General features: G+C 48.6%; 20 protein-coding genes. 18 read left to right on the top strand and 2 right to left on the bottom strand.

Annotated elements, in window-relative coordinates:
• The first annotated feature begins 19 nt into the window (after positions 1-19).
• From ACSR9A_RS30720 to ACSR9A_RS30635, 18 genes are all read left to right on the top strand, one after another.
• Positions 20-1,765, top strand: coding sequence for an ABC transporter ATP-binding protein (locus ACSR9A_RS30720; protein ID WP_473762344.1), 1,746 nt, complete (start codon positions 20-22; stop codon positions 1,763-1,765).
• Positions 1,758-3,587, top strand: a complete 1,830-nt coding sequence (locus tag ACSR9A_RS30715) for an ABC transporter ATP-binding protein (RefSeq protein WP_473762342.1) — start codon at positions 1,758-1,760, stop codon at positions 3,585-3,587. Before ACSR9A_RS30720 ends, ACSR9A_RS30715 begins: the two co-directional genes overlap by 8 nt.
• 148 nt (positions 3,588-3,735) lie before the next feature.
• On the top strand, positions 3,736-4,503 hold the full coding sequence (locus ACSR9A_RS30710; RefSeq protein WP_473762341.1) for a VWA domain-containing protein: 768 nt from the start codon (positions 3,736-3,738) through the stop codon (positions 4,501-4,503).
• Positions 4,504-4,674: 171 nt separating this feature from the next.
• On the top strand, positions 4,675-5,277 hold the full coding sequence (locus tag ACSR9A_RS30705; RefSeq protein WP_341281460.1) for a TerD family protein: 603 nt from the start codon (positions 4,675-4,677) through the stop codon (positions 5,275-5,277).
• 36 nt (positions 5,278-5,313) lie between these two features.
• On the top strand, positions 5,314-5,889 hold the full coding sequence (locus tag ACSR9A_RS30700) for a TerD family protein (protein WP_341281461.1): 576 nt from the start codon (positions 5,314-5,316) through the stop codon (positions 5,887-5,889).
• 139 nt (positions 5,890-6,028) lie between these two features.
• Positions 6,029-6,607, top strand: a complete 579-nt coding sequence (locus tag ACSR9A_RS30695) for a TerD family protein (protein WP_046228830.1) — start codon at positions 6,029-6,031, stop codon at positions 6,605-6,607.
• Positions 6,604-7,974: a TerD family protein gene (locus tag ACSR9A_RS30690; protein ID WP_473762340.1), complete on the top strand. Its 1,371-nt coding sequence runs from the start codon at positions 6,604-6,606 to the stop codon at positions 7,972-7,974. Before ACSR9A_RS30695 ends, ACSR9A_RS30690 begins: the two co-directional genes overlap by 4 nt.
• 18 nt (positions 7,975-7,992) lie before the next feature.
• A complete protein-coding gene (locus ACSR9A_RS30685) occupies positions 7,993-8,733 on the top strand; it encodes a TerC family protein (protein ID WP_473762339.1) in 741 nt (246 codons plus the stop codon).
• Between the two features lie 157 nt (positions 8,734-8,890).
• Positions 8,891-10,096 (top strand): HpcH/HpaI aldolase/citrate lyase family protein, encoded by a 1,206-nt coding sequence (locus tag ACSR9A_RS30680; RefSeq protein WP_473762338.1) that lies wholly within the window; start codon positions 8,891-8,893, stop codon positions 10,094-10,096.
• Positions 10,041-11,474, top strand: a complete 1,434-nt coding sequence (locus tag ACSR9A_RS30675; protein WP_473762337.1) for a phosphoribosyltransferase family protein — start codon at positions 10,041-10,043, stop codon at positions 11,472-11,474. The genes ACSR9A_RS30680 and ACSR9A_RS30675 overlap by 56 nt, the downstream gene beginning before the upstream one ends.
• Positions 11,471-12,652: a cysteine protease StiP family protein gene (locus ACSR9A_RS30670; RefSeq protein ID WP_473762336.1), complete on the top strand. Its 1,182-nt coding sequence runs from the start codon at positions 11,471-11,473 to the stop codon at positions 12,650-12,652. The genes ACSR9A_RS30675 and ACSR9A_RS30670 overlap by 4 nt, the downstream gene beginning before the upstream one ends.
• The gene (locus ACSR9A_RS30665) at positions 12,649-13,500 is read left to right on the top strand and encodes an HAD family hydrolase (protein WP_473762334.1); all 852 of its coding nucleotides are present in this window, start codon (positions 12,649-12,651) and stop codon (positions 13,498-13,500) included. Before ACSR9A_RS30670 ends, ACSR9A_RS30665 begins: the two co-directional genes overlap by 4 nt.
• Positions 13,497-14,528, top strand: coding sequence for an ATP-grasp domain-containing protein (locus ACSR9A_RS30660; protein WP_473762333.1), 1,032 nt, complete (start codon positions 13,497-13,499; stop codon positions 14,526-14,528). Before ACSR9A_RS30665 ends, ACSR9A_RS30660 begins: the two co-directional genes overlap by 4 nt.
• Positions 14,529-14,565: 37 nt before the next feature.
• Positions 14,566-15,237 (top strand): hypothetical protein, encoded by a 672-nt coding sequence (locus ACSR9A_RS30655; protein WP_473762390.1) that lies wholly within the window; start codon positions 14,566-14,568, stop codon positions 15,235-15,237.
• Positions 15,238-15,276: 39 nt separating this feature from the next.
• Positions 15,277-16,383 carry a toxic anion resistance protein gene (locus tag ACSR9A_RS30650; protein WP_473762332.1) on the top strand — a complete coding sequence of 369 codons (1,107 nt, stop codon included), beginning with the start codon at positions 15,277-15,279 and terminating at the stop codon, positions 16,381-16,383.
• Between the two features lie 511 nt (positions 16,384-16,894).
• Positions 16,895-17,455, top strand: coding sequence for a hypothetical protein (locus ACSR9A_RS30645; RefSeq protein WP_341281472.1), 561 nt, complete (start codon positions 16,895-16,897; stop codon positions 17,453-17,455).
• A gap of 46 nt (positions 17,456-17,501) precedes the next feature.
• Positions 17,502-18,128, top strand: coding sequence for an RNA polymerase sigma factor (locus tag ACSR9A_RS30640; protein WP_473762330.1), 627 nt, complete (start codon positions 17,502-17,504; stop codon positions 18,126-18,128).
• A gap of 63 nt (positions 18,129-18,191) precedes the next feature.
• Positions 18,192-18,866 (top strand): TIGR00266 family protein, encoded by a 675-nt coding sequence (locus tag ACSR9A_RS30635; RefSeq protein ID WP_099516712.1) that lies wholly within the window; start codon positions 18,192-18,194, stop codon positions 18,864-18,866.
• 97 nt (positions 18,867-18,963) lie between these two features.
• Here ACSR9A_RS30635 and ACSR9A_RS30630 read toward each other — a convergent pair whose 3' ends face one another.
• The gene (locus ACSR9A_RS30630) at positions 18,964-19,509 is read right to left on the bottom strand and encodes a glutathione peroxidase (RefSeq protein ID WP_473762329.1); all 546 of its coding nucleotides are present in this window, start codon (positions 19,507-19,509) and stop codon (positions 18,964-18,966) included.
• A gap of 102 nt (positions 19,510-19,611) precedes the next feature.
• Positions 19,612-21,888, bottom strand: coding sequence for a helix-turn-helix domain-containing protein (locus ACSR9A_RS30625; RefSeq protein WP_473762327.1), 2,277 nt, complete (start codon positions 21,886-21,888; stop codon positions 19,612-19,614).
• Positions 21,889-22,082 lie beyond the last annotated feature (194 nt).

The raw sequence follows: 22,082 nt of genomic DNA, 5'->3' as shown, positions 1-22,082 counted from the left end.
CAAAGGAGTGATGTGCAGAATGAAAAAAGGGCGGATTTTAGTCGATTTTCTAAAGCAAAGCTGGCCTTTATATGCCGTTGCCGTTCTGCTGCATGTCGCATCCAGCATCATTCAGGTGTTCTTCCCGCAGGTGCTGGGTAGGTTTACGGATGCGCTGCAAAATAACGGTTTATCAAGCGGGCTTATTCAAAAATACAGCCTGCTGCTGCTCGCCATTGGCGCGAGCTACGTTGTGCTGGCTTGTGTGGCGCAATTTCTCATCATGTATATTGGCAGACGCTTTGAGCGATTGACGCGCAGCAAGCTGTTTATGCATTTTACAGGACTCAGCGAACGTTTTTATTCGAAAAATGGCGTCGGCAAGCTGCTGAGCTATGTCGTCAATGACGTCACTGGAGTGAGGGAGTCGATCTCGATGGGCGTCAATCAGACGGCGAGTGCGGTGACGCTATTTTTCGCCGTCGTGACGATGATGCTTTACAGCGGCATCCCGCTGTTTTTGCTAGCCTCGTCCATTGTGCCGCTGCTGCTGATCCCGTTCATCGTAACGAGATTCGGTCCTGTTATTATGCAGCGCTCCAAAAAAGTGCAGGCCTCGCTCGCCACGATGACGGAATCAGCTGAGGAGCAGTTCGGGGGCATACGTGTCACCAAGAAGTTTGCTGTTGAATCGGTCATGAATGAGCGTTTTTTCACAACGGTGGATCAAATCAAGGACAACCAGCTTCGTCTGGTCCGGGTATCATCGATTTTTCAGGCAATCATCCCATTTCTCGGCGCGTTATCTTTAATTATAGCGATTTCGTTAGGCGGCTACTTAACGGTGAACGGCGAGCTGTCGCTGGGGCATTTTGTGGCATTGACGCTTTACATACGGATGCTCATGAACCCGCTTCAGCAGATTGGCACCGTTATTAATACGATGCAGCGTTCCCGCGCTTCACTGGAGAGGCTGAACGAGCTGCTGTCAGAGACGCCGGACATTCAGGAAAGCAAGGCTGCCGCTTCGCTTGATTTGCAGGGCAAGAGCATTCATGTTGAGGGACTGTCTTTTACTTATCCGGGGGCTCGCGGAGCTGCGCTGCGGGATATTAGGCTGGATATTCATCCGGGTATGACGATTGGCATCGTAGGGGCGACAGGCAGCGGCAAGACAACGCTGATGAAGCTGCTCCTGCGCACCTATGAGGCGCCGAGAGGCACCATTCGTTTTGCTGAGACGGATATTCGCGACATTACGCTGGAGAGCCTGCGCAGCCAAATTGGCTATGTGCCGCAGGATGGTTTTCTATTCAGCACCTCTATTCGCGATAATATTGCTTTTTCGGATCGGAGGCGAGAAATGGACGCTGTTGAGGAATCAGCAAAGCAGGCTCAAATTTTTGAAAATATTATGGCGTTTCCCGAGCAGTTCGAGACGAAGCTCGGAGAACGGGGCGTGACGCTGTCAGGCGGACAGCGCCAGCGAACGAGTCTTGCGAGAGGCTTCATTAAGCAGGCTCCGCTTATGATTTTGGATGACAGTGTAAGCGCAGTCGATGCTGTAACCGAGACGGAAATTATGAATACGGTACGCAGGATGCGCAAAGGAAAAACGACGATTATTGTGGCCCATCGCATTAGTGCGATCAAGCATGCCGATCAAATAATCGTCATGAAGGGCGGGACGATAGCGCAGCAGGGAACCCATGCCGAGCTGTCGGCGAAGCCGGGCTTATACGCATCGCTGTGTGCGATTCAGGAGGAGGGAGAAGCAGATGGCTAATTCCATTCGCAATTGGGAGGCTGACCAGAGGGCTGAGCGGCAAACGGGCGAAAACCAGCCGAAGCCGGATATAAAATATGTGTCGGCATTCCGGGCGCTATCTTCCTTTGCTAAACCCCATAAATGGAGCTTTGCGCTAATCTTCTTCTGTACGCTGCTGGCTATAGCTGCGGAATTGCTCCAACCTTATCTGGTGAAGGTGATAATTGATGATCATTTGATGGCGGGCAAGGGGGAGTATCGTGCCATTATCGGCATAGGAGCTTTGTATCTGGGCTTAGCAGCAATGAGCCTGCTGTTCACTTATTTGCAGAACAATATGCTGCAATACACAGGGCAAAGCATTGTGGCGAAAGTCCGCAAGCAGCTGTTCGAGCATATTTCCAAGCTGTCGATGTCGTATTTTGACCGCACCTCAAGCGGGAGCTTGATTACCCACGTATCCAGCGATACAGAATCGCTGAATCAGCTGTTCAGCCAAGTACTGATGAGTGTGCTGCGCGATGGCATGACGTTGGTGTTCATTATATTTTTGATGTTCCAGCTGGATGCACAGCTTGCGCTTTACTGCTTGCTTCTGCTGCCGATTATCGCGGGCATCGCCATTGGCTTTCGTTCTTATATGCGCCGGACCTATCAGCGTGCGCGCACGCAGCTCTCCCGGCTCATAGCTTTTACTGCTGAAAATTTAGCAGGCATGAATCTGATTCAGGTTTTTCATCAGGAGAAGGAGCAGCAGCGGGAGTTTACGGCGCGCAATGAAGGCTATTTCCGGGCTAATATGAAGGAAGTGAAGACGCAGGTATGGTTTCGCTGCTCCTTTGATATATTAAGCAATCTGTCAATTGCTTTCGTTACGTGGCTTGGCGGCATGGCGGTGCTGAACAAGCAAATGGATTTCGGCGTGCTTTACGCGTTTATTACGTATATCCGTCTGTTTTTCCAGCCGCTTAACACGATTACGCAGCAGTGGAATACGCTGCAATCGGCGACGGTTGCGGTTACCCGCATCTGGGGTATATTTGCGCTTAAGCCGGAGGTGGAGAACAAGGAGAAGCCGCATGCGCTTGCGAAAGCACACGTGCGTGGCGATATCGAATTTGACCATGTTGTATTTGGTTATGGGCAGCGGCCTCCTGTCATTCAAGGCTTATCGCTGCGTATCCGGGCAGGGGAGCGAATTGGCATCGTCGGCACGACTGGTGCAGGTAAAAGCTCGCTGATCAGCCTGCTCTGCCGTTTCTATGATGTTCGCTCTGGCGGCGTGCGAATCGACGGCACGGACGTACGCGATATGGAGCAAGCGCAGCTGCACCGCATCGTTGGCCTCGTGCAGCAGGAGCCGTATCTTTATTCGGGCAGTGTGCTGGATAATGTGCGGCTGTTCGATACAGATATTGATGAGGATACGGTTATCGAAGCATGCCGCCTGGTTGGAGCGGATGCAATTATTCAGCGCATGAGCGATGGCTATAATACGCGGCTGTCCGAGCGGGGAAGCGGCTTGTCCGCCGGTGAGCGGCAGTTGATTTCTTTTGCCCGAATTATCGTATTTCAGCCCAAAATTCTCATTCTCGACGAAGCGACGGCGAATCTTGATTCGTACAGCGAGCAGCTGCTGGAGCAGGCGCTTGCGATCGTATCGAAGGGGCGGACGACGATTATTATCGCCCACCGCCTTTCTACAGTAATGAAGGCCGATCGCATTATTGTCATGCGCAAGGGCGAAATTGCCGAGCAGGGCACGCATGCAGAGCTGGTGAGACGGCATGGCTATTATGAAGAGCTGTATCGCCATTCGCGGGGAAAAGTATTCGCTTGAGCTGATTAAATCGTTCGGAAAATGGGTATGAATAGCAGGTATGTGTTTTGTGCGAAAAAAGTAAAAAACTAGCAATGGACTTTGGGATTTTTGTCATTTTATATTAGATTTGATATAGTTAATAGTATCAAGCTAAGGAGGGATCTCTTTGAGTATTGATCTAAGGAAGCAAGCGGAAGACCATTTAATTGATTTGAAGAAGAAAGCAACGATTTCCTTAACTAAGCGGGGGCTGAATGGGCAGGTTGCCCGAGTAGCAGCCGTGTTCGATATTTCCGGCTCAATGACTAATTTGTACAGAAGCGGCATTATTCAAAAAACGGCGGAGCGCGCGCTTGCGCTTGCGATGAATTTTGATGATAACGGTGCGGCGGATGTATTCGCATTCGGACTGAGCAACCATGAAATTGGGGAAATATATCAAGCGAATTTTTATCAATTTGTGGAGCGGGAAATTACGAGCAAGCACAAGCTTGAGATGGGCACGCAATATGCGGGCGTCATGAAGCAGATCGCGGACTTTTATTATCCAGGGGCGCTGAAGCTTACTCGCAAGGGCGGTTTTCTCGGCTTGGGCGGCCGGACGGAATATGAAATAGATGCATCCAAAGTTAAAAATGATCCGCCCGTGTATGTCCTGTTTTTCACAGATGGGGACAACTCCGACAAAGAGGAGACGCGCGAGCTGATTCGCGGCTTGTCACGCCTTGGGATTTTCTTCCAGTTTGTCGGCATTGGCAATGAGCGCTTCTATTTCCTAGACGAGCTGGACAACCTGGATGGCCGTTATATCGACAATGCGAATTTCCTAAAGGTGAAAAACCTCGATAAAATTTCCGACGACGATTTGTATGACAGCCTGCTTGTTGAATTCCCAACATGGCTTAAGGAAGCCAAAGCCAAACAATTATTCTAAATAAATGACAGGTTAATCCAGCCTATTCTTCCCTTAATAAAATCTTTATACGATTCGCTAAAATTCTCTGAAACTTGTTGGGCACTACATCCGTAGAAAAGGTAGAATGAAAACGAAAGCCACAGATGACGAAGCTGCTTCGCCTGATGTGGGAAGGAGGTGACCTCGAACATGAGTATTAATCTGGTTAAGGGACAGAAGATCGATTTGACCAAAGGAACCTCCGGTCTTACCAAGCTTATGGTTGGTCTTGGCTGGGACCCAGCGGTGGAAGAGAAGAAAAGCTTTTTCGGAATGGGACGGAAGCAGGCGGCTAACATTGACTGTGATGCTTCGGCACTGATGCTGAATGCTAATGGAAAGCTGGCAAGCCGCGAAAGCCTCATCTGCTTCTATAATAAGCAAAGTGCCTGCAACTCGGTCATTCACTCGGGTGATAATATCACGGGTGAAGGTGATGGTGATGACGAGCAAATCGGCATCGATTTGGCGAAAGTGCCAGCCGATGTGGAGAAAATTCTAGTCGTTGTCAACATTTATGAAGCTGAAGCAAGAAAGCAGGATTTCGGCATGATCCGCTCGGCTTATATCCGGGTCTTAAATGCAAATAATATGCAAGAGCTGGTAAAGTTTAATTTGACGGATAATTATTCCGGAATGACCGCTCTGATTACAGGTGAGCTTTACCGTCACAATGGCGAATGGAAATTCAACGCCATCGGTGAAGGAGCTCAAGCGCCACATATTGATATTTTGGCGGCGCGATACAAGTAATACCCATCCCATATAAATGAAAAGAGGTCTTTGACAATGGCAATTAACTTATCCAAAGGTCAAAAAGTAGACTTGACGAAAACAAACCCAGGACTTTCCAAAATTTTGGTAGGCCTAGGCTGGGATACAAACAAATATGACGGTGGAGGCCAATTTGACCTCGACGTATCGGTATTCCTCTTGGCAGCTTCGGGTAAAGTAGAAGGCGAGAAAAACTTCGTATTCTACAACAATACATCCAATGAGAACGGTTCCGTCGTACATACAGGCGACAATCGTACCGGCGAAGGCGACGGAGACGATGAGCAAATCAAAGTCGAACTGGCAGCTGTGCCTGCAAATGTAGAAAAAATAGCTTTCGCTATTACGATCTACGATGCAGAGACGCGCAACCAGAACTTTGGTCAAGTTTCCAATGCGTACATCCGCATTGTGAACGAAGCAAGCAGTGAAGAACTGATCAAATTCGATTTGGGCGAAGATTTCTCCATCGAAACGGGCGTTGTTGTAGGCGAACTGTATCGTCACAGCGGCGAATGGAAATTCAGCGCAGTCGGCAGCGGCTATAAAGACGGCTTGGGCGGTCTGGCTCGCGACTTCGGCTTGAACTAACCTTTAAGAGCATACAAGCAGGGGCAGGTCCTCTTTTCTCGCGTGCGATGTGGCGGGAGGGGAGGGCAAGCCCCTTTACAGCTTTTTTCTATCGTTCCAACCTCTATCACTTAACTCTTCTAGAAAGCGGGGAAATCATATGTCTATTAACTTGTCTAAAGGCCAACGTATTGATCTCACAAAAACAAATCCAGGATTGACCAAAGTAGTTGTCGGTCTGGGCTGGGATACGAATAAATATGCAGGAGGCAGCGAATTTGACCTTGACGCTTCTGCATTTTTGCTCCATGCTGATGGAAAGGCCAAGGGAGCCGAAGATTTTATTTTCTACAATAATAGAGAAACATACGGCGGGGCTGTGCTGCATACTGGCGACAACCGTACTGGCGAAGGTGAAGGGGACGATGAGCAAGTCGTTATCGACTTCAGCAAAGTTCCAGCACATATCGTGCGTATCGGCATTACAGTTACGATTCATGATGCTCCTGTGCGCCAACAAAACTTCGGTCAAGTGAGCAGCGCTTTCGTACGAGTAGTTAATGAGGCGAATAACAATGAAGTGCTTCGTTTTGACCTTGGTGAAGAATTTTCGACGGAAACGGCAGTTGTATTCTGCGAATTTTACCGCCATGAGAACGATTGGAAATTCCAGGCGATTGGAAGTGGCTTCGCTGGCGGTCTAGCCGATCTTTGCCGTAATTACGGCCTAGAGGTATGACGGTAGCGCTCGTAAAGGGGCAGAAAGCTGATGTAACCAAGTCTAATCCGGGTTTGACCCGGATTACGGCTGCCCTGGGATGGTCAGCCCCTTCCTCCTTCGAAATCGATACTTCCGCGTTTTTGCTAGCTGCAGGCGGAAAGGTGCGAAGCGACAATGATTTGCTGTTTTACGGCAATCCATCGAATGCTTTTTTATCGTATGTCGAATCGCCGGGCGGCAATGACCGCAAGCAGTTCAAGATCGATCTTTCCCGTACCGATGCTGCGATTGAGAAGATTGCAATTACGTTGACGATTTACGATGGCGATAAACGGAATCAGCAGTTTAGCGGAGTAGCCGGCCTATACATACGCTTCCTGAATGAAAGTACGGGCCAGGAGATTATTCGTTATGACCTGCGTGAGCCGTTTTCGGTGGAAAATGCAATTGTCATCGGTGAGCTATACAGGTACAATCAGGAGTGGAAATTTAATGCGATAGGGGCCGGATATTCCGGCGGGCTGAAAGACTTATGCGGAAGCTATGGCATTGAGGTAAAGGACGAGCCCAAAGCTCCTGCTGCGCCAACTCCTCCTCCTGCGCCGCCAGTACCACCTGCACCGCAGACGTCTTCTGCACCACGAAATCCGCTTATTCCGCCAGCGCCTCCTAAGCCACAGGAGACGCAAGGCTCGCGTATCGTTATTCCACCAAGGCCTGGCTCTACGCCTGCCCCTGCACCATCTGCTCCTGCTGCTTCGCAGCAGCCGACTTCTGAAGCGACGAAAATCAATTTTTCTAAAATTGAGCTGAAAAAGAAGGGCGACGTCATTAATCTGACGAAGCAAAGCGGCGGTTTGGGTGAAATTTTGGTAAACCTCAATTGGAACCAAAAAGCCGGCGGCGGATTGTTCAAACGTACGGGCATTGATCTTGACCTCGCTTGCATGTATGAGTTGAAAGATGGCAGCAAGGGCGTGATTCAGGCGCTTGGCAACAGCTTCGGTTCCCTGAACAGAGCGCCATACGTCATGCTGGATGGCGATGATCGGACAGGCTCAGTAACGACGGGCGAAAATATCCGGATTAACGGAGAGAAAATTAAGGAAATCAAACGCTTGCTCATTTTCACCTTTATTTACAAAGGGGTGACGCGCTGGTCTGAGGCAGACGGAGTCGTCACGCTTAGCCAGCAAGGCGGCCCGGATATTATCGTTAAGCTGGATGAATACGATAATGGACAGGCGATGTGTGCCATTGCGATGATTACGAATGTGAACAATGAAACGTTCAGCATTGAGCGGATTGTTCGGTATTTTGAAGGACATCGGAAGCTTGATAGTGCTTTCGATTGGGGTCTCAGCTGGGTTGCAGGAAGCAAATAAAATGGAGGTTAGAATGAAGTGGACTGGCTATCGAATTTTTTCAAAAGCATAGTGGAGAACTACGGGCATTTCTTTGATTGGAATGCAGTAGTAACTACCCTCTCCGACCCTGTCAGCTGGGGAATTATTGGAACACTGATTATATTGGAAGGACTTTTGTCCGCCGATAATGCGCTCGTGCTTGCGGTTATGGTTAAGCATTTACCGAAGGAACAGCAGAAGAGAGCTTTGTTTTACGGTATTTTGGGCGCTTATATTTTCAGGTTTCTGGCGATTGGCTTTGGTACGTATTTGGTTACGTTCACAGCCGTCAAATTCCTAGGCGCAGCTTATCTCTTGTACATCGCTTATAAAGGATTGTTCAAGGGCGGCGGCGAAGACAGTGTTGAAAACAAAGGGCAATCGTTCTGGAGAACGGTTATCGCTGTAGAATTAATGGATATTGCATTCAGTATCGATAGCGTTATCGCGGCATTTGGCGTCAGCAAGGAAGTATGGGTATTGTTCCTTGGCGGTATTCTTGGCGTTCTGATGATGCGCGGCGTGGCCCAAGTATTCCTCAAGCTGATTGAGAAAATTCCTGAGCTGGAAAAAACGGCATTTTTCCTCATTGCGTTAATCGCAGTTAAGATGATTTTAGGGGCCTTCCATATCGAAATCCCTCACCTCTACTTCTTCGCCCTAATTGGTATTCTGTTTGGCGGTACAATCGTACTAAGCCTGATGAGACAAAAGAAGGGTACTTCAAACAGCAACTAGACCATGTTTAAATAGCGGTTTATGCGGGTAATGATCCCTTAATCCCTCCTGGTTAAAGGGGGGATTATTTTTTTTATGAGTAGATCGCGTATTTGGCGATCGGGGCCGAGTAATTGGAACAGTGTCGATTACTGGAATGAATCAGGAGGAAACCGGAATGCGATACTTTGATTATTTTACCTGGGAGGAAGAAGAAGCGGTTTTCTTCTCGGCACCTACCCCATTCGATCATACGACGGAGCGAGAGCTTCTCGCTTATGCCGTCGGAGCTGCTTTGTATTGTCCGGCTACCCGCCAAACGATTTCCGAAGATATTTTAAACCGAAAGCATGAAGGTTTGACGACGATGGTCATTGATCTGGAGGATGCGGTTGGCGACCATTTGGTGGAAATGGCAGAGGAATCTCTGCTGCAGCAGATTTTTCGGTTATCCTCATTTTTGAAAATAGGCTCGTTATCGCGTGATCATCTTCCTCTCCTGTTCATTCGCATTCGCAGCGCGCAGCAGCTTGCCCGCATTATCGAGCGGCTGGAAGAAAAGATCAGCCTGATTACCGGCTTTATTTTCCCTAAATTTACGGCAGCAAACGGTGAAGCCTATTTTAGTCAAATTGCGGCTTTTAACTCTCAGCAGAGCGAGGGGACACCCGTGCTTTATGGGCTGCCTATACTCGAGACGCCTGCTATTATTTATCGAGAGTCTCGCATGGAGGAATTGCTGGCGATTAAGCAGCTTCTGGATCGTTATCAGCGTTATGTACTCAACGTCCGTATTGGAGCGACAGACTTCTCCAGCTTGTTTGGGCTGCGTCGCAGCAAAACGATGACGATATACGATATTTTGCCTGTTCGCGATTGTATGGCGGATATTATCAATATATTTGGACGAATGGATTCCTCTTATGTTATCTCGGGACCGGTATGGGAATATTTCTCAAGCAGCAAGCAGGCGCCAGTTCCTTCACTGTTTCCTTTGCAGCCAGAGCAGCTGTCTGGAAGAGGAGAGCGCTGGCCTTTGCGGCATTCGGCAGCACCGGAAACGGATGGTTTGCTGCGCGAGGTCATGATGGACAAGGAAAACGGTATTATTGGCAAAACCATTATTCACCCGTCGCATATTCGGCCGGTGCAATCCCTCTATGCAGTTACGTATGAGGAATATATTGATGCGCAAAGCATTATTGCTAGCCATAATGGCTATATCGGCGTACTCAAGAGCGATTATGCCAATAAAATGAATGAAGTGAAACCCCATATGAATTGGGCTAATCGAGTCATTGCAAGATCAAAAATATACGGGGTGCTGCATGAAGAACAACATTTTATCGCCTTACTCGCAAGCCAGGAGCAAGCATACGTATAACATTGTAGATGATCTTAAGGTTACGGTAACGGTGACAGCAAACCCATTCGGATTATCGCCTGATACGCTGTTTGCTATGGCAGCGCGGATGAACAAGAAGCGGGCCTTTCTGTTTGTCAGCAAAGTGCTGGGCAAGCATCTGCCTGTCAATCCTTATACTTCGCTGCTAAGCGGCGCGGCTTTGTCTCTGCTGCTTTATAAAAGGTACGCCCAGGATGAGCAGCAGCATGTTTTGGCTAATGAACTGCTTGATGCTGCCATCGAAGGTTTGACTAAACCGGAGCGGTCTGAGCAGGTTTATCATCAAGTGATTGACGCAAAGCTTAAGCTGCCTGAACAGGCGCTGTTCATCGGTTTTGCTGAAACAGCAACTGCGCTTGGTCACAGCATGTTTCGCGTGTTCGGTGCGGGTTGTACTTATCTTCACACGACCAGGGAGCAGATTCCGGCGATGGAATCGCTCATTAGCTTTGAAGAGGAGCATTCCCACGCGGTGGCACATCGCTGCTACGCCTTGGATGCTGCCTTTTTTAACGGTAACGAGCCGATCGTTCTCGTCGATGATGAGCTCACGACTGGTAAAACAGCCTTGAATATAATACGGGATATCCAAAGGCAATTTCCCCGTCAACAATATATAGTAGCGTCACTGCTCGATTGGAGAACAGAAGCGGATGAGCAGCGTTTTGTGGAAGCCGCACAGGAGCTTGGCGTATCGATTGAAGTATTGTCGCTAATGAAGGGCGCTATAGAGGCGAAAGGAAGCTCGCCCGAGCAGGTAGCGGCCAATGTGCAGACGCAGGCTGAGACGCCAGCAAGCGCTCGCCTGAATAAAGTGTATTTGGACGAGCTGTTCGAGCTTGCGTCCTACAGCTCGGTTGATTCAGCGGGAGGGGTGAATGCTTCGCCTTATGTGGCAGGAACGGGACGCTTCGGCGTTCACTCTAGCGATAATGGAACGCTTGATGCAAGCATTGCAGAGACTGGGGCTCAGCTGAGAAGCATGCGGGTGGGCGAGCGCACATTATGTCTGGGTACGGGCGAGTTTATGTATATACCGATGCGAATAGCGGCGGAGCTGGGGCAAGGTGTATTTTTCCATTCAACGACGAGAAGCCCGGTTCATCCGATTGACAAGCCAGATTATGCGATTAAGTCGGGACAAGCGTTTCCATCACCGGAAGATGAGCAGGTGCGGAACTTTTTTTATAATGTCGGTGTCTCGCAATACGATGATTGTTTTATTTTTGCAGAGCGCGATTGGTCAGAGGAACGATTTGCTCCTTTACTGTCGGCGCTGCATACATGCGGATTTGGGCAAATCAACGTCATTATTTGCGGTCCATCAAAGGGCAGTCATAAGGAGGAAATGGCATGAGCAGAAGCTTGCTTGAACAACGGTTGCAAAAACCGATCGGAGCTCCGAAGCCACTTGGCAGTTATAAGCCTTCTGACGTCGTTTTTCTATTGAAGGATTTGAGTGATGTGCAGCTGGAGCGGGGTACGGAGGATCGTGAGGAAGCGATCCAATCCGGCGTGCATTATTCGGAAATGCTGCCCGTCGAATATCAGCCAACACCGGAATACATTCGGTTGTTTCACCAGACATTGACGGAGTCTGCGCAGCGGGTAGCACTTGCTGCTGGCATCGTTGCCGAACAGGTAGTAGCGCGCAGCGGCAAGCACACGGTACTTGTTTCTTTAGCGAGAGCGGGCACGCCAATTGGCATTCTTATGAAGCGCTACATAGCAGAGACGTGCGGGCTCGATGTGCCGCATTACAGCATCTCTATTATCCGCGGCAAGGGCATTGATGAAAATGCGCTGCTCTACATTTTGCAGCAGCATGGGCCCGAAGCGAAGCTTCAATTCGTCGACGGCTGGACGGGTAAAGGAGCGATTACACAGGTGCTGATTGAAGCCTGCCGAACCTTTAAGCAGAAGTATGGGATCGAGCTGGATGCGGAGCTGGCAGTACTTGCCGATCCTGCCTGCAGCTCAAGTATATTCGGTACCCGCGAGGATTTCCTCATTCCGAGTGCTTGCCTTAATTCCACTGTGTCCGGGCTGATGAGCCGCACGGTATTACGGGGCGATATTATTGGGCCGGATGATTTTCACGGAGCGAAGTTTTATAAGGAATGGATGAAGGATGACCTATCGAATCATTTTATCGATACGGTATCCGCCTATTTCAGCCAAATATCGCAGCAGGCAAAGCAGGAAGCTGTAAAGCTGATGGATGAGAAAGCAGTAGCAACTTGGCAAGGACTGAAAGATATTAAGGCCATTCAGAAGTTTTACGGCATCGAGGATATTAATTTAGTGAAGCCGGGCGTGGGGGAGACGACACGGGTGCTGCTGCGCCGGGTGCCTTGGAAAATTCTCGTTGATCGTCTGGACAACCCGGGGCTCCAGCATATTTTGCTGCTGGCAAGCGATCGCGGTGTTACGGTAGAAGTATTTCCCGAATTGACTTATTCCTGCTGCGGCATTATTAAACCGAAAAATAAAAAGGCGGATATTGCTGCTTCCGCCGAGGAGGAAGCTGTATGATTTTCGCCAGTGATCTTGATCAGACGCTCATTTATTCCACGAGATCGATGGGGCTGGATGGTGCGGAGGGCTCAGGGCTTGTGATGCCCGCAGAAACGAAAGATGGTCAAGTGCTGTCGTATTTTTTGACTGAAATGCTTCCGCTGCTGCAAGCTATTGCGAGGGAGGTTCATTTTATACCGGTGACGACCCGGACGATGGAGCAGTACAACCGGATTGAGCTGTTCCGCGAGCATATAGCACCAACGTATGCGGTCACAAGCAATGGCGGCAATATTCTGGTAAATGGGGTGCGTGACGAAGCATGGAGCATGCATATCCAGAAGCTTATTGCGGCTAGCGCGGCTCCAGCCGCGGAAATTCAAGCGATTTTCGATGAGGTGGCCAGTAGCGACTGGATTCACGGCGCGCGTTATTGCGACGAGCTTTTTTACGCCTACGTCATTGATCGGGAGCGGATGCCAGTAGAGCAGGTTAGCCGTGCTGTGGAACGAATTACGGCGCTAGGCTGGAAAGTATCGGTTCAAGGACGCAAAATTTATCTCGTGCCAAATGAGGTGAGCAAAAGCGCGGCGCTCTTGCATTTGAAGCAGCAGCTTGGCGCGACGGTCGTTGCTGCCTCCGGTGATTCCTTGCTCGACCAGTGTCTGCTTGATGCGGCAAGTCATGCCATTGCTCCAAGACACGGCGAGCTGTTTCGCCAAGAGCAGCGTGAGCCGGGAAACATGGCTTACACCTTTACAACGAATTCGGGCATTATGGCTTCGCAGCAAATTTTGGACTTTGTATCGACCGTCATGGCTGAGTTTAAGACAGCAGCGGCATTCGAAAGGAAGGCAAACGTATGAGCAACGTAACAAAAGTATGGTTCAATCGCTGGTTTTCAGTCGCTTATCATTATATGAATGCGATTCGCAATAATAGTGATGGTGCAGCCTTTGAGCTGTACGGCACGCATGCCGATCCGAAGCATATGTCGCTGCAAGCTTGCGATGTGGCGGAGGTTGAGCCTTCTGTCAAAGGCGAGGCTTACGTTGATTTTTGCATTGATTTCTGTTTGAGGCACAAAATAGATGTGTTCGTTCCAAGGCTGAATATGCTGGATATTGTGAAGAGCATCAAGCGTTTTGATGAAATAGGCGTTAAAGTCGTCGTTTGTCAAGATGAGGAGCTGCTCGGCAAGCTGATGGTCAAGGATCAGTTTTATGAATCGGTGAGCGAAAGCGGCATTATGGTCATTCCCGATTATCATGTCGTTTCAACGGCAGAGCAGTTTAAGACAGCCTACGACGATTTGGCTTCAAAAGGGCACCGCGTTTGCTTTAAGCCAACGGATGGCGAAGGCGGACAAGGCTTTCGCATCATTGACAATGAGCGCGACAAGCTGGCGGATTTGTTCGGCTCGGTTTCACGCGCGCTGTCGTTTGAAGAGGTGTACCACACCTTATCGACTGTTCCGCAGTTTGGCGATTTAATGGTAATGGAGCTGCTTGACGGGTTTGAATACAGTATTGATTGCCTAGCTGCGCCAAATGGCGAGCTGCTTGCTGCAGTTCCGCGCCGTAAAGCGGGCGGACGTCTGCGCCTGCTGGATCATGTGCCGGAATTAATGGAAATTGCCCAGAGGGTTTCAGAAACGTACAAAATCCCTTACAATTATAATATACAGATGAAATACAAAAATGGAGTGCCCAAGCTTCTGGAGATTAATCCGCGGATGTCTGGCGGTCTCCATGTTTCCTGTCTGAGCGGCATCAACTTTCCTTATTTGGCGGTCAAGCTGGCGCTAGGTGGAACGGTGGGCAAGCTGACGCCTGAGTATGGCGTGCTTGCCAGCCATGTTGAGCAGCCGATGCGAATGACAGCATTCGAATAGAAGCGAGTGGCACAGCAGGTTGGAGGGTGAGAGAGTGATTCAAAAACGCTCGATTATCGGAGCGGCAATCGGACTTATCATTGCCGCTGCAACAAGCTGGCTGCTGCCAGAATTTATAACGGTGCTTATCCCAGTCGCAGCTACGCTCGCTGGTGTGGTGCTCGATGAGAAGCGGCTGCTGCGCAAAACCAATATTATCGATGCGATTCCGTCTCCGGGCCGTGGTCCTTCTGAGCCTGTGCAGCTGCCAGAAGCAGCCGTGCAGCCCTCTGCCTCTAGCGGAGGCGGGACAGCTTCACCAGCGATTAGTCCCATATTTGAGCCGGTGCTGGAGTATTTGGAAGTGCTGGAGGATATGGTGATCTCCGAAGGGCAGAAAAATACGCTGGACAATGAAATTGTAGAGAAATCCTGCTCGCTTTTTCTGCGTTTGCATCGGGTATTGCCGCTCCTGTCTGAACTGAATAATGATGAAATTAATCATACGGTCAGACGGCTTGTGCTCAAGGAGCTGAACAGCGTCATTAATCCTTTCTTAAGGCTGAGCGGCGACGCCAAGACGAAGAACCGCAGAATTTTGTTAAATGGTTTGCGGGATATTAATACTAAAATTTCGGAAATTGTTGCAACGATTGAACACAAGGATTTGATGGAGCTGCAAACCAAGGCGGAGGTCATTCACAAACGCTATAACTACTCGGAGTTTTAATGGCGTGTCAGATTGAAAATCCGTGGGGAGGGAACTTAAGTGTCCATACAAACGATTCAATTGAAAAAAGAAGACGAGCAGAAGGCCGTCCAGGAAGCGGCCGTTATTATTCAGAAGGTAGCACAGGCCGATACGCTGTCGCTAGATGGCTTGATGGACGAGATGGGCAAGCTGGGCGCCAAGACGCAGGAGCGCGCAGGTGCGACGCTGAAGCAGCTGGAGCGTCCGGTTGCCACCCTTATGTCGGGCGGGTCAAGCCAAGTATCGAATCTGATTTTGTCGCTGCGTAATGAATGCGAATCTTTGCAGCAAAGTAAAAACGTTGGCTTCATTGGCAAGCTGATACGCAAGTCGCCTGTGAAAAATTACGTTTATAAATATCAGTCCGTAAGGACGAATATTGATGCAATTGTGCAAGGGCTGCGTGACGGCAAGGATGGCCTTGAAGAGAGCATTGTAAATATGCGCACGCTCAAGCGCAGCTCTCTTGAGGAAATTTATTCGCTGCAAGAGAAGATCGCCATGGGCAACAAGCTCAAGGAGTTATTCGAAACAGAAATTGCCAAGCCGGAAAATGAGCAGCGCAAAACGTATCTGGAGCGCGGATTGCGTAAAGTCGTCACCCGCATCCAGTCGATGACAGAGGATATATTGCTGTTCAATCAGGCGGTTGCCGCGACGGATATCGTCAATGACAACAGCGACAAGCTCATTGATGCGGTCAACAACAGCATTTATAAAGCGTCTAATCTAATTACGGTGTCGGCGATGATTACGCTCGCTATCGAGGATCAGTTAAAAATCGCCAATGCAGTAGAGAGTGTAAACAGCACGATTGAAGACCAGTTCAAGCGCAATGCAGAGCTGCTCAAAACGTCAACGGAAAAGTCAGCGGAGCTGCTCAAAAAGCCAGCGATGTCGCTCGAGGCTGTCAATACGGCGATTGCCGATCTGATTACAGCGCTCGATACATCGGAGAAATCCAACCGCGACATTATCGCGACCTGCAAAACGCATACGGAGAAGCTGGCGCAAATTAACCAGAATATGTCGAAGCGTTTAGGCTTGGAGACTGGCGGACAACTGCAATCGGCCATTACCAGTGGAGCTGCTGGTGGAAACGAAATAGACAGGCTGCTCAGCTAATAATAGCAGGAGGCTCGTTCTATTTTAAAATATAGGAAAGCATAGGCAACAATACTCATAGATGGCGCCACTCATTCATAGGCTTAACAAAAGCGATGGAATGAGAGGATGGTTGTCTTTGATTGCAGTAGGCACGCTCGGCTTATTGATTGTAACGTTGATTATCGTTGCTAGCAGCGAACGGGTAGAGGCAATTATTGAGCAGCATAACCAATTATAAGCGTGGGCAGGGCCGTATTTTCTGTAATTTAAGAAGATGCGGCCATTGTTATATTTGCGAAATATAAGGATGGTTATGTTTAAAATATAGGAAAGCATATGATTTCGCCATCCTTTCTTTATATTTCTCGGACTGAAACGTGCCGCGCCGCCAAAGGACGGCGACAGCCGTTTAACCTTGGCTAAGAGAATAGAGTCGAATTTTATATAATATTAGCGTAATGGCGGATCATTTGGTAAAATTGACTTATCGGAAGATTTAGGGCCTGCTGCTCGTATGGAGGGAACGATAATGTTGGATTTTTCATTTGAGATGCTGGATGAACATACAATAAACGTAGAATACGTTTTTGGCAGCGAGAAATTTATATTTAATTTATTTTATTCGAATGATAATTGGACCATTCATCCCTTCGATGGCATCTTACTAAAAAATCGTGATTTATGTCGCAGCGTCATGAGTGATTTGTTTCAAAACAAATCGTTCCAAATTATGCTGGCGAAAGAAAATATTATTTTATCATCGATACGTTCCTCCGTTAATCTGAATTCTTACGAGGAAGAGGAGCCCATGCCGGAGCCGGAGAGGCTGCGGGGCGAGCGTTATGGCGGTGATGGGGGCGGCGGCCGCGCCGAGCGGAGCGAGCTGGATGATTTCATCAATAGCCACACACTGGATGAAATTTTGGAGCTGGAGCGCAGCTTCATTGAGGAGCGGACAACCCTTTTCAAATCGGTGCTTCAGAAAATGTTTATGGATGGCCTTGGGCCAGGCGACAGTGAATTTAATCAAATTCAGGAGCTTGTGAAGGCGTATAAGAGGGCGAGCGAGGACATCGCCAAAATTCGGTAATGCCAATATTAAAGTCTATTATCCTATTTAAGTTTGGAGAGAAATTATGGATGCTTCCCAGTTAGCGGTTCGGATCAAAGAGAAGGACCCGTTGGTTTTCGCGGAAATTACAAAGGTCTATTATGATAGGCTGTTTTCAACTGCTTATAGGATGCTTGGCAGCCGTCAGGAAAGCGAAGATGTCCTGCAAGAGACGTTTATTCGCCTGCTGACGAATATCGATAAGTTTGACCCTTCCAAAAACTTCACGACCTGGATTTTTCAAATTACGATTAATTTATGCATTGATACGCTTAGAAAACGCAAAACGCGCCGCAGCGTTTCTTTGGATGCGGAGCCGGATTATTTTATGTCGCAATGGCCGCTCAAGGAAACGCTGCCGAGCCTGGATAAAGGGCCGGAGCATGTGTATTTAGAGCAGGAGCTGTCTGAAGAGCTGTCCGAGGTGATGAAGGGCTTGTCCGATAAGGATCGCGAGCTGGTCGTGAAGCGATATTTTTACGATATGTCGCTGGACGAAATTAGCCAGGAAACACAGGTTCCTGTTGGCACCATAAAATCACGGTTATTTCGCGTGCGTCAGCTATTGAAGAAAAAATGGAGCATACTAAACTTACGCGGTGCTTCCTTGAATTTTCTTAGCAGCATGATGATGGGCGGGCCGCTTTTCTAAAAGCGTGGTGGCAACGCCGCCTACGCCCAGAGGCAGTACGAATGATCGGAGGAGTAAATTGAAATGAGACATGAAATTTTATACCGCGGCGCTTTTCCATTATTGAAGGTGCAGTTGGAGCGCGGCGAGACGATTAAAGCAGAGTCAGGTGCAATGGTATCGATGTCGCCAAACCTTGAGCTGAAGGGTACGCTAGATGGCGGCATTATGCGTGGCCTTGGCCGAATGCTGAGCGGCGAGAAATTTTTCTTTCAAGAGCTGTCTGCAACGCGTGGTCCAGGTGAAGCGCTGCTTGCTTCCGCAGCGATTGGCGATATTGAATCGATTGAGCTTGATGGATCGTACAAGCTGTATGTGCAGAAGGACGGTTTTTTGGCTGGAACGCCTGGCATTGAGGTTAACACGAAGATGCAAAACCTGGCGAAAGGCTTCTTGTCGGGCGAAGGCTTCTTTATTGTTGAAATTAGCGGTAAAGGAACGGTATTTCTTTCCTCCTACGGAACGATTCATGCGGTGCAGCTGGCCGCGGGCGAGGAAGTTATCATCGATAACGGACATCTGGTTGCATGGCCTGATTACATGGATTACCGGATCGAGAAGGCTGCTAATGGCTGGTTGTCCAGCATTACAAGTGGCGAAGGCGTTGTCTGCCGATTCCGCGGCGAAGGTGTCGTCTTGATTCAAACGAGAAATCCGAAAAGCTTTGGCGGCTGGATTAATCAGTTTATTCCAAAGTAATAAAACGAAGGTACATAGACGGATAGGCCTGAAAGGGTTAAGAAAAAGCAAGGCGTTTAGCTCGGGTGGACGAGCTAGGCGCCTTGCTTTTTATTTTTTAAAGCAGTGCTCGTATCGCTGCTTCAAGCTCCAGTGGCTGCACAGTCGGTTCAAAACGGCCAGACACTTGGCCGCTGCGATCAAGGAGAAACTTGGAAAAATTCCACTTGATTCCGTCTCCAGCGTGGAGCTCAGGGTATTTTTCACTTAAAAATTGATCCAGCCACTTGCCGTTTGGGGTTAGCGTATCGAAACCGCGAAATGGAGCTTCGCTCACCAAATAGTGAAACAAAGGATGAGCGGTTTCTCCGCGAACATCCAACTTGCTGAGCAGAGGGAAAGTGACGCCAAAGCTTTGTTCGCAATAGGCTTTTACTTCAGCGTCGCTGCCTGGTTCTTTGTCGTTAAATTGATTGCAGGGGAAAGCCAATATCTCAAATCCCTGGTGGTGATGAGTTTCGTAAAGCTGCTGCAGCGCGGCAAATTGGCTGGAATAACCGCATTGACTAGCCGTATTAACAATTAGCACAACCTTCCCCTGATAGGCTGACCAATCCAGCCATTCGCCGGTCATCGTTTTTACTTGAAAGTCATAGATGGACAAGTTGCTCGCTCCCTTCGGCGCTATACAACCCATCATAGGACAATTCTGTTTATTGGTCTAATATATAATGGAGATAAAGGTTATAGTTTTCACCTATGTTGATCAGCCATGCTGGGCGAGTCTTGATTTGCGATAGTCGGCGGGGGTGACGCCGAAGCTCTTCTTGAACATGCGATGGAAATAGGAGCTGCTCGTATAGCCGCTCTTGTCTGCAATATCGACGACGGACCAATCTGTATTTTCCAAATAATCCTTAGCATGCTCGAGCCGCACCTGATTAATGACGTCGACGACAGCGGTCAGCGTCTGCTGCTTGTAAACCCGGCTAATGTAGATGGAGGACATATCCAGCTCCTCGGCGATCCAATTCAAACATAGATTGGAGCTCGCGAAGTCGCGCTCAATCAGCTCATTGATTTTACGAATGAGATCGCTTTGCTTGAGCGTGCGCTTCTCCATCAGCCTTGCTTGAATATCATCAAATAAAGCGAAAAATAAGGCGTTCATTTCCTCCACCGTCTCGAATTTATCGAGGGAAGGCGTATTCGTATTCAGCCCGGTTTCGACCTCGAGGCTGTTATTTTTATGAATCGTGTACAAAATCGTATTGACCGTCATCGTTAAATGCGAGATGGCGAGCTGCACGACGTGAATCGGATATTCAGCCGTTTCCTCTACAATAGAGGCGAAAATCTGCTTCGCATCGACATTTTTGGAAGCCATCAATGCATCGGTCAGCTTCTTCTCCTTATCGACGGGGAATTTATATTCCTTCGCCTTGAGCTCCATAATATTTTGCGAATAGATCAAGCAGCCCTGCCCATAAAATAAGCGGTGAAGCGAAGCCTCCTTCACCTGTTTATAGAGAGAGGCAAGCTGCTGAGGCTGTTGCGCCTCCGGGCTGTACGTCATAGAAATGCCAATTCGCAAATATTCCAGGCTGGATTGCTGAATTTGCAGCAGCATCGTCTGCAGTAGCTCATCATCCGGCTGTTCCGTCGATTCGAGGCGGCCCAGCATCAGCACAACGCTGTCTTCGTTCATATCCACCGTTTCGACGCGGTAATGCTTTAGCCCAATTTCCCAGCTAATGTTCATAATCGCGAATTTATAAGCGAGCAAATCATTGCCTCGCGTTTCCTTGAGCGCTTCCAAATCATCAATTTTAATTAATACAACGCGGTAATGGTTCGTAAAATCAAACGTAATGCCGCTTTGCTCCAGCTTGTCGAGCTGGGTCTTGGTCTGCAATTGCTGCGCGCCTTCCAGCAGGTTGCGTAAAATATTTTGTCTAACCGTATAGGAGCTGTTGCGCCGTTCGGTCTCGAGCATATTCATTTTGTCCATAATATGATGAATCGGACGGTAGAGCAAACGTGACAGCAGCCAGGAAATAAGCAGACCGATGGCGAGAATGGCGGCGGCAATGGCAAGCGTCGTATTGCGAATGGCACTTACTTTTCCAGTGATTTCTCCATAAGGCGTGACACGAACATATTGCCATTCGAGCGCATCCGAGGATGTATAGGAAATGAGCGATTTTTGACCGTCAAATCGCGCCACAACATAGCCCGGCTGCTGCTGTCCGTAAATTTGTGATGAAAGCATGTCATTATCCTGCTTGCTCAGCGATTTAGGGGCAAGCGTATCACGCGAAAGCATGCGCTGGCGATCATCGATAATAAAGGATTTACCGAGTGACTCGCTTGCCACGGTTCCAATATCTTTATTGATCCACGACGATGAAATATTGACGATGACCGCCGAATTTATCGTTTGGCTTTTGCCGACTGCATCGTAGCCTAAATAAGTATATACATGATGCACGGGAGAAGGCTGGCCAGGCAATAATGGGCTGTCCGTATCCTCCGGAATATAGGAACGGGGAATCGGAGTAAATGGCTTATACGTCTGGTAATCGTCTAACGTCTGCAAAATGCCTTTATCGGAAATTTCCTCCTTGGTAAAAATCCCGCTTTGCCCGGAACGATTGGCAATGTAAAATTGATTGTTGGCTGAATTGTATACATAAATCGACTCAATAAACGGCATGGAGCTCAAGTAGTTGGTCAAATCATTCATGGCTGCCGTCACATCATAAATATTAGGCTTCGTATAAAAAAGCAGCTTAGAAATCGTAAACGTCCGATACAGCTGGAAGGTGAGCGACTGGGCGCTCTCCGTCATGCTGTTCACTTCCTGGCTGGTCTGGGTCAGACTGCTGACATCAGATAAATAGGCTTGCTTCAGATCCAGCCGTGTATAAGCAAGATAATAGAAGAAGGACGAGATGAGCAGCGTCAATACGATACATAATGTAATGCTGAGCAGAAACCTGCTGTAGAGCTTCCCGTTATTTTTCCATGCGGTGACTTTCATAGCTGTCCCCCCTCTTTTTAGTAAGCGCTTACGTTTTTTTAGTTTCTACGTGATTTGGCTAACGTTTGCTTTTATATCCGTATATGTCAGTTTGTTCACCTGAGCTCTAGCACATCTTATGTTCATATTATAAACTTCACTCTGCCAACCGTACAATGTATTCTATGCATAAAATTGAACGCTCTTGCTTTGAA

The organism is Paenibacillus sp. R-74696 (genome assembly GCF_055814915.1).
Note: the sequence above shows the minus strand (reverse complement) of the source record. Positions and strands in the feature narration are given on the sequence as shown.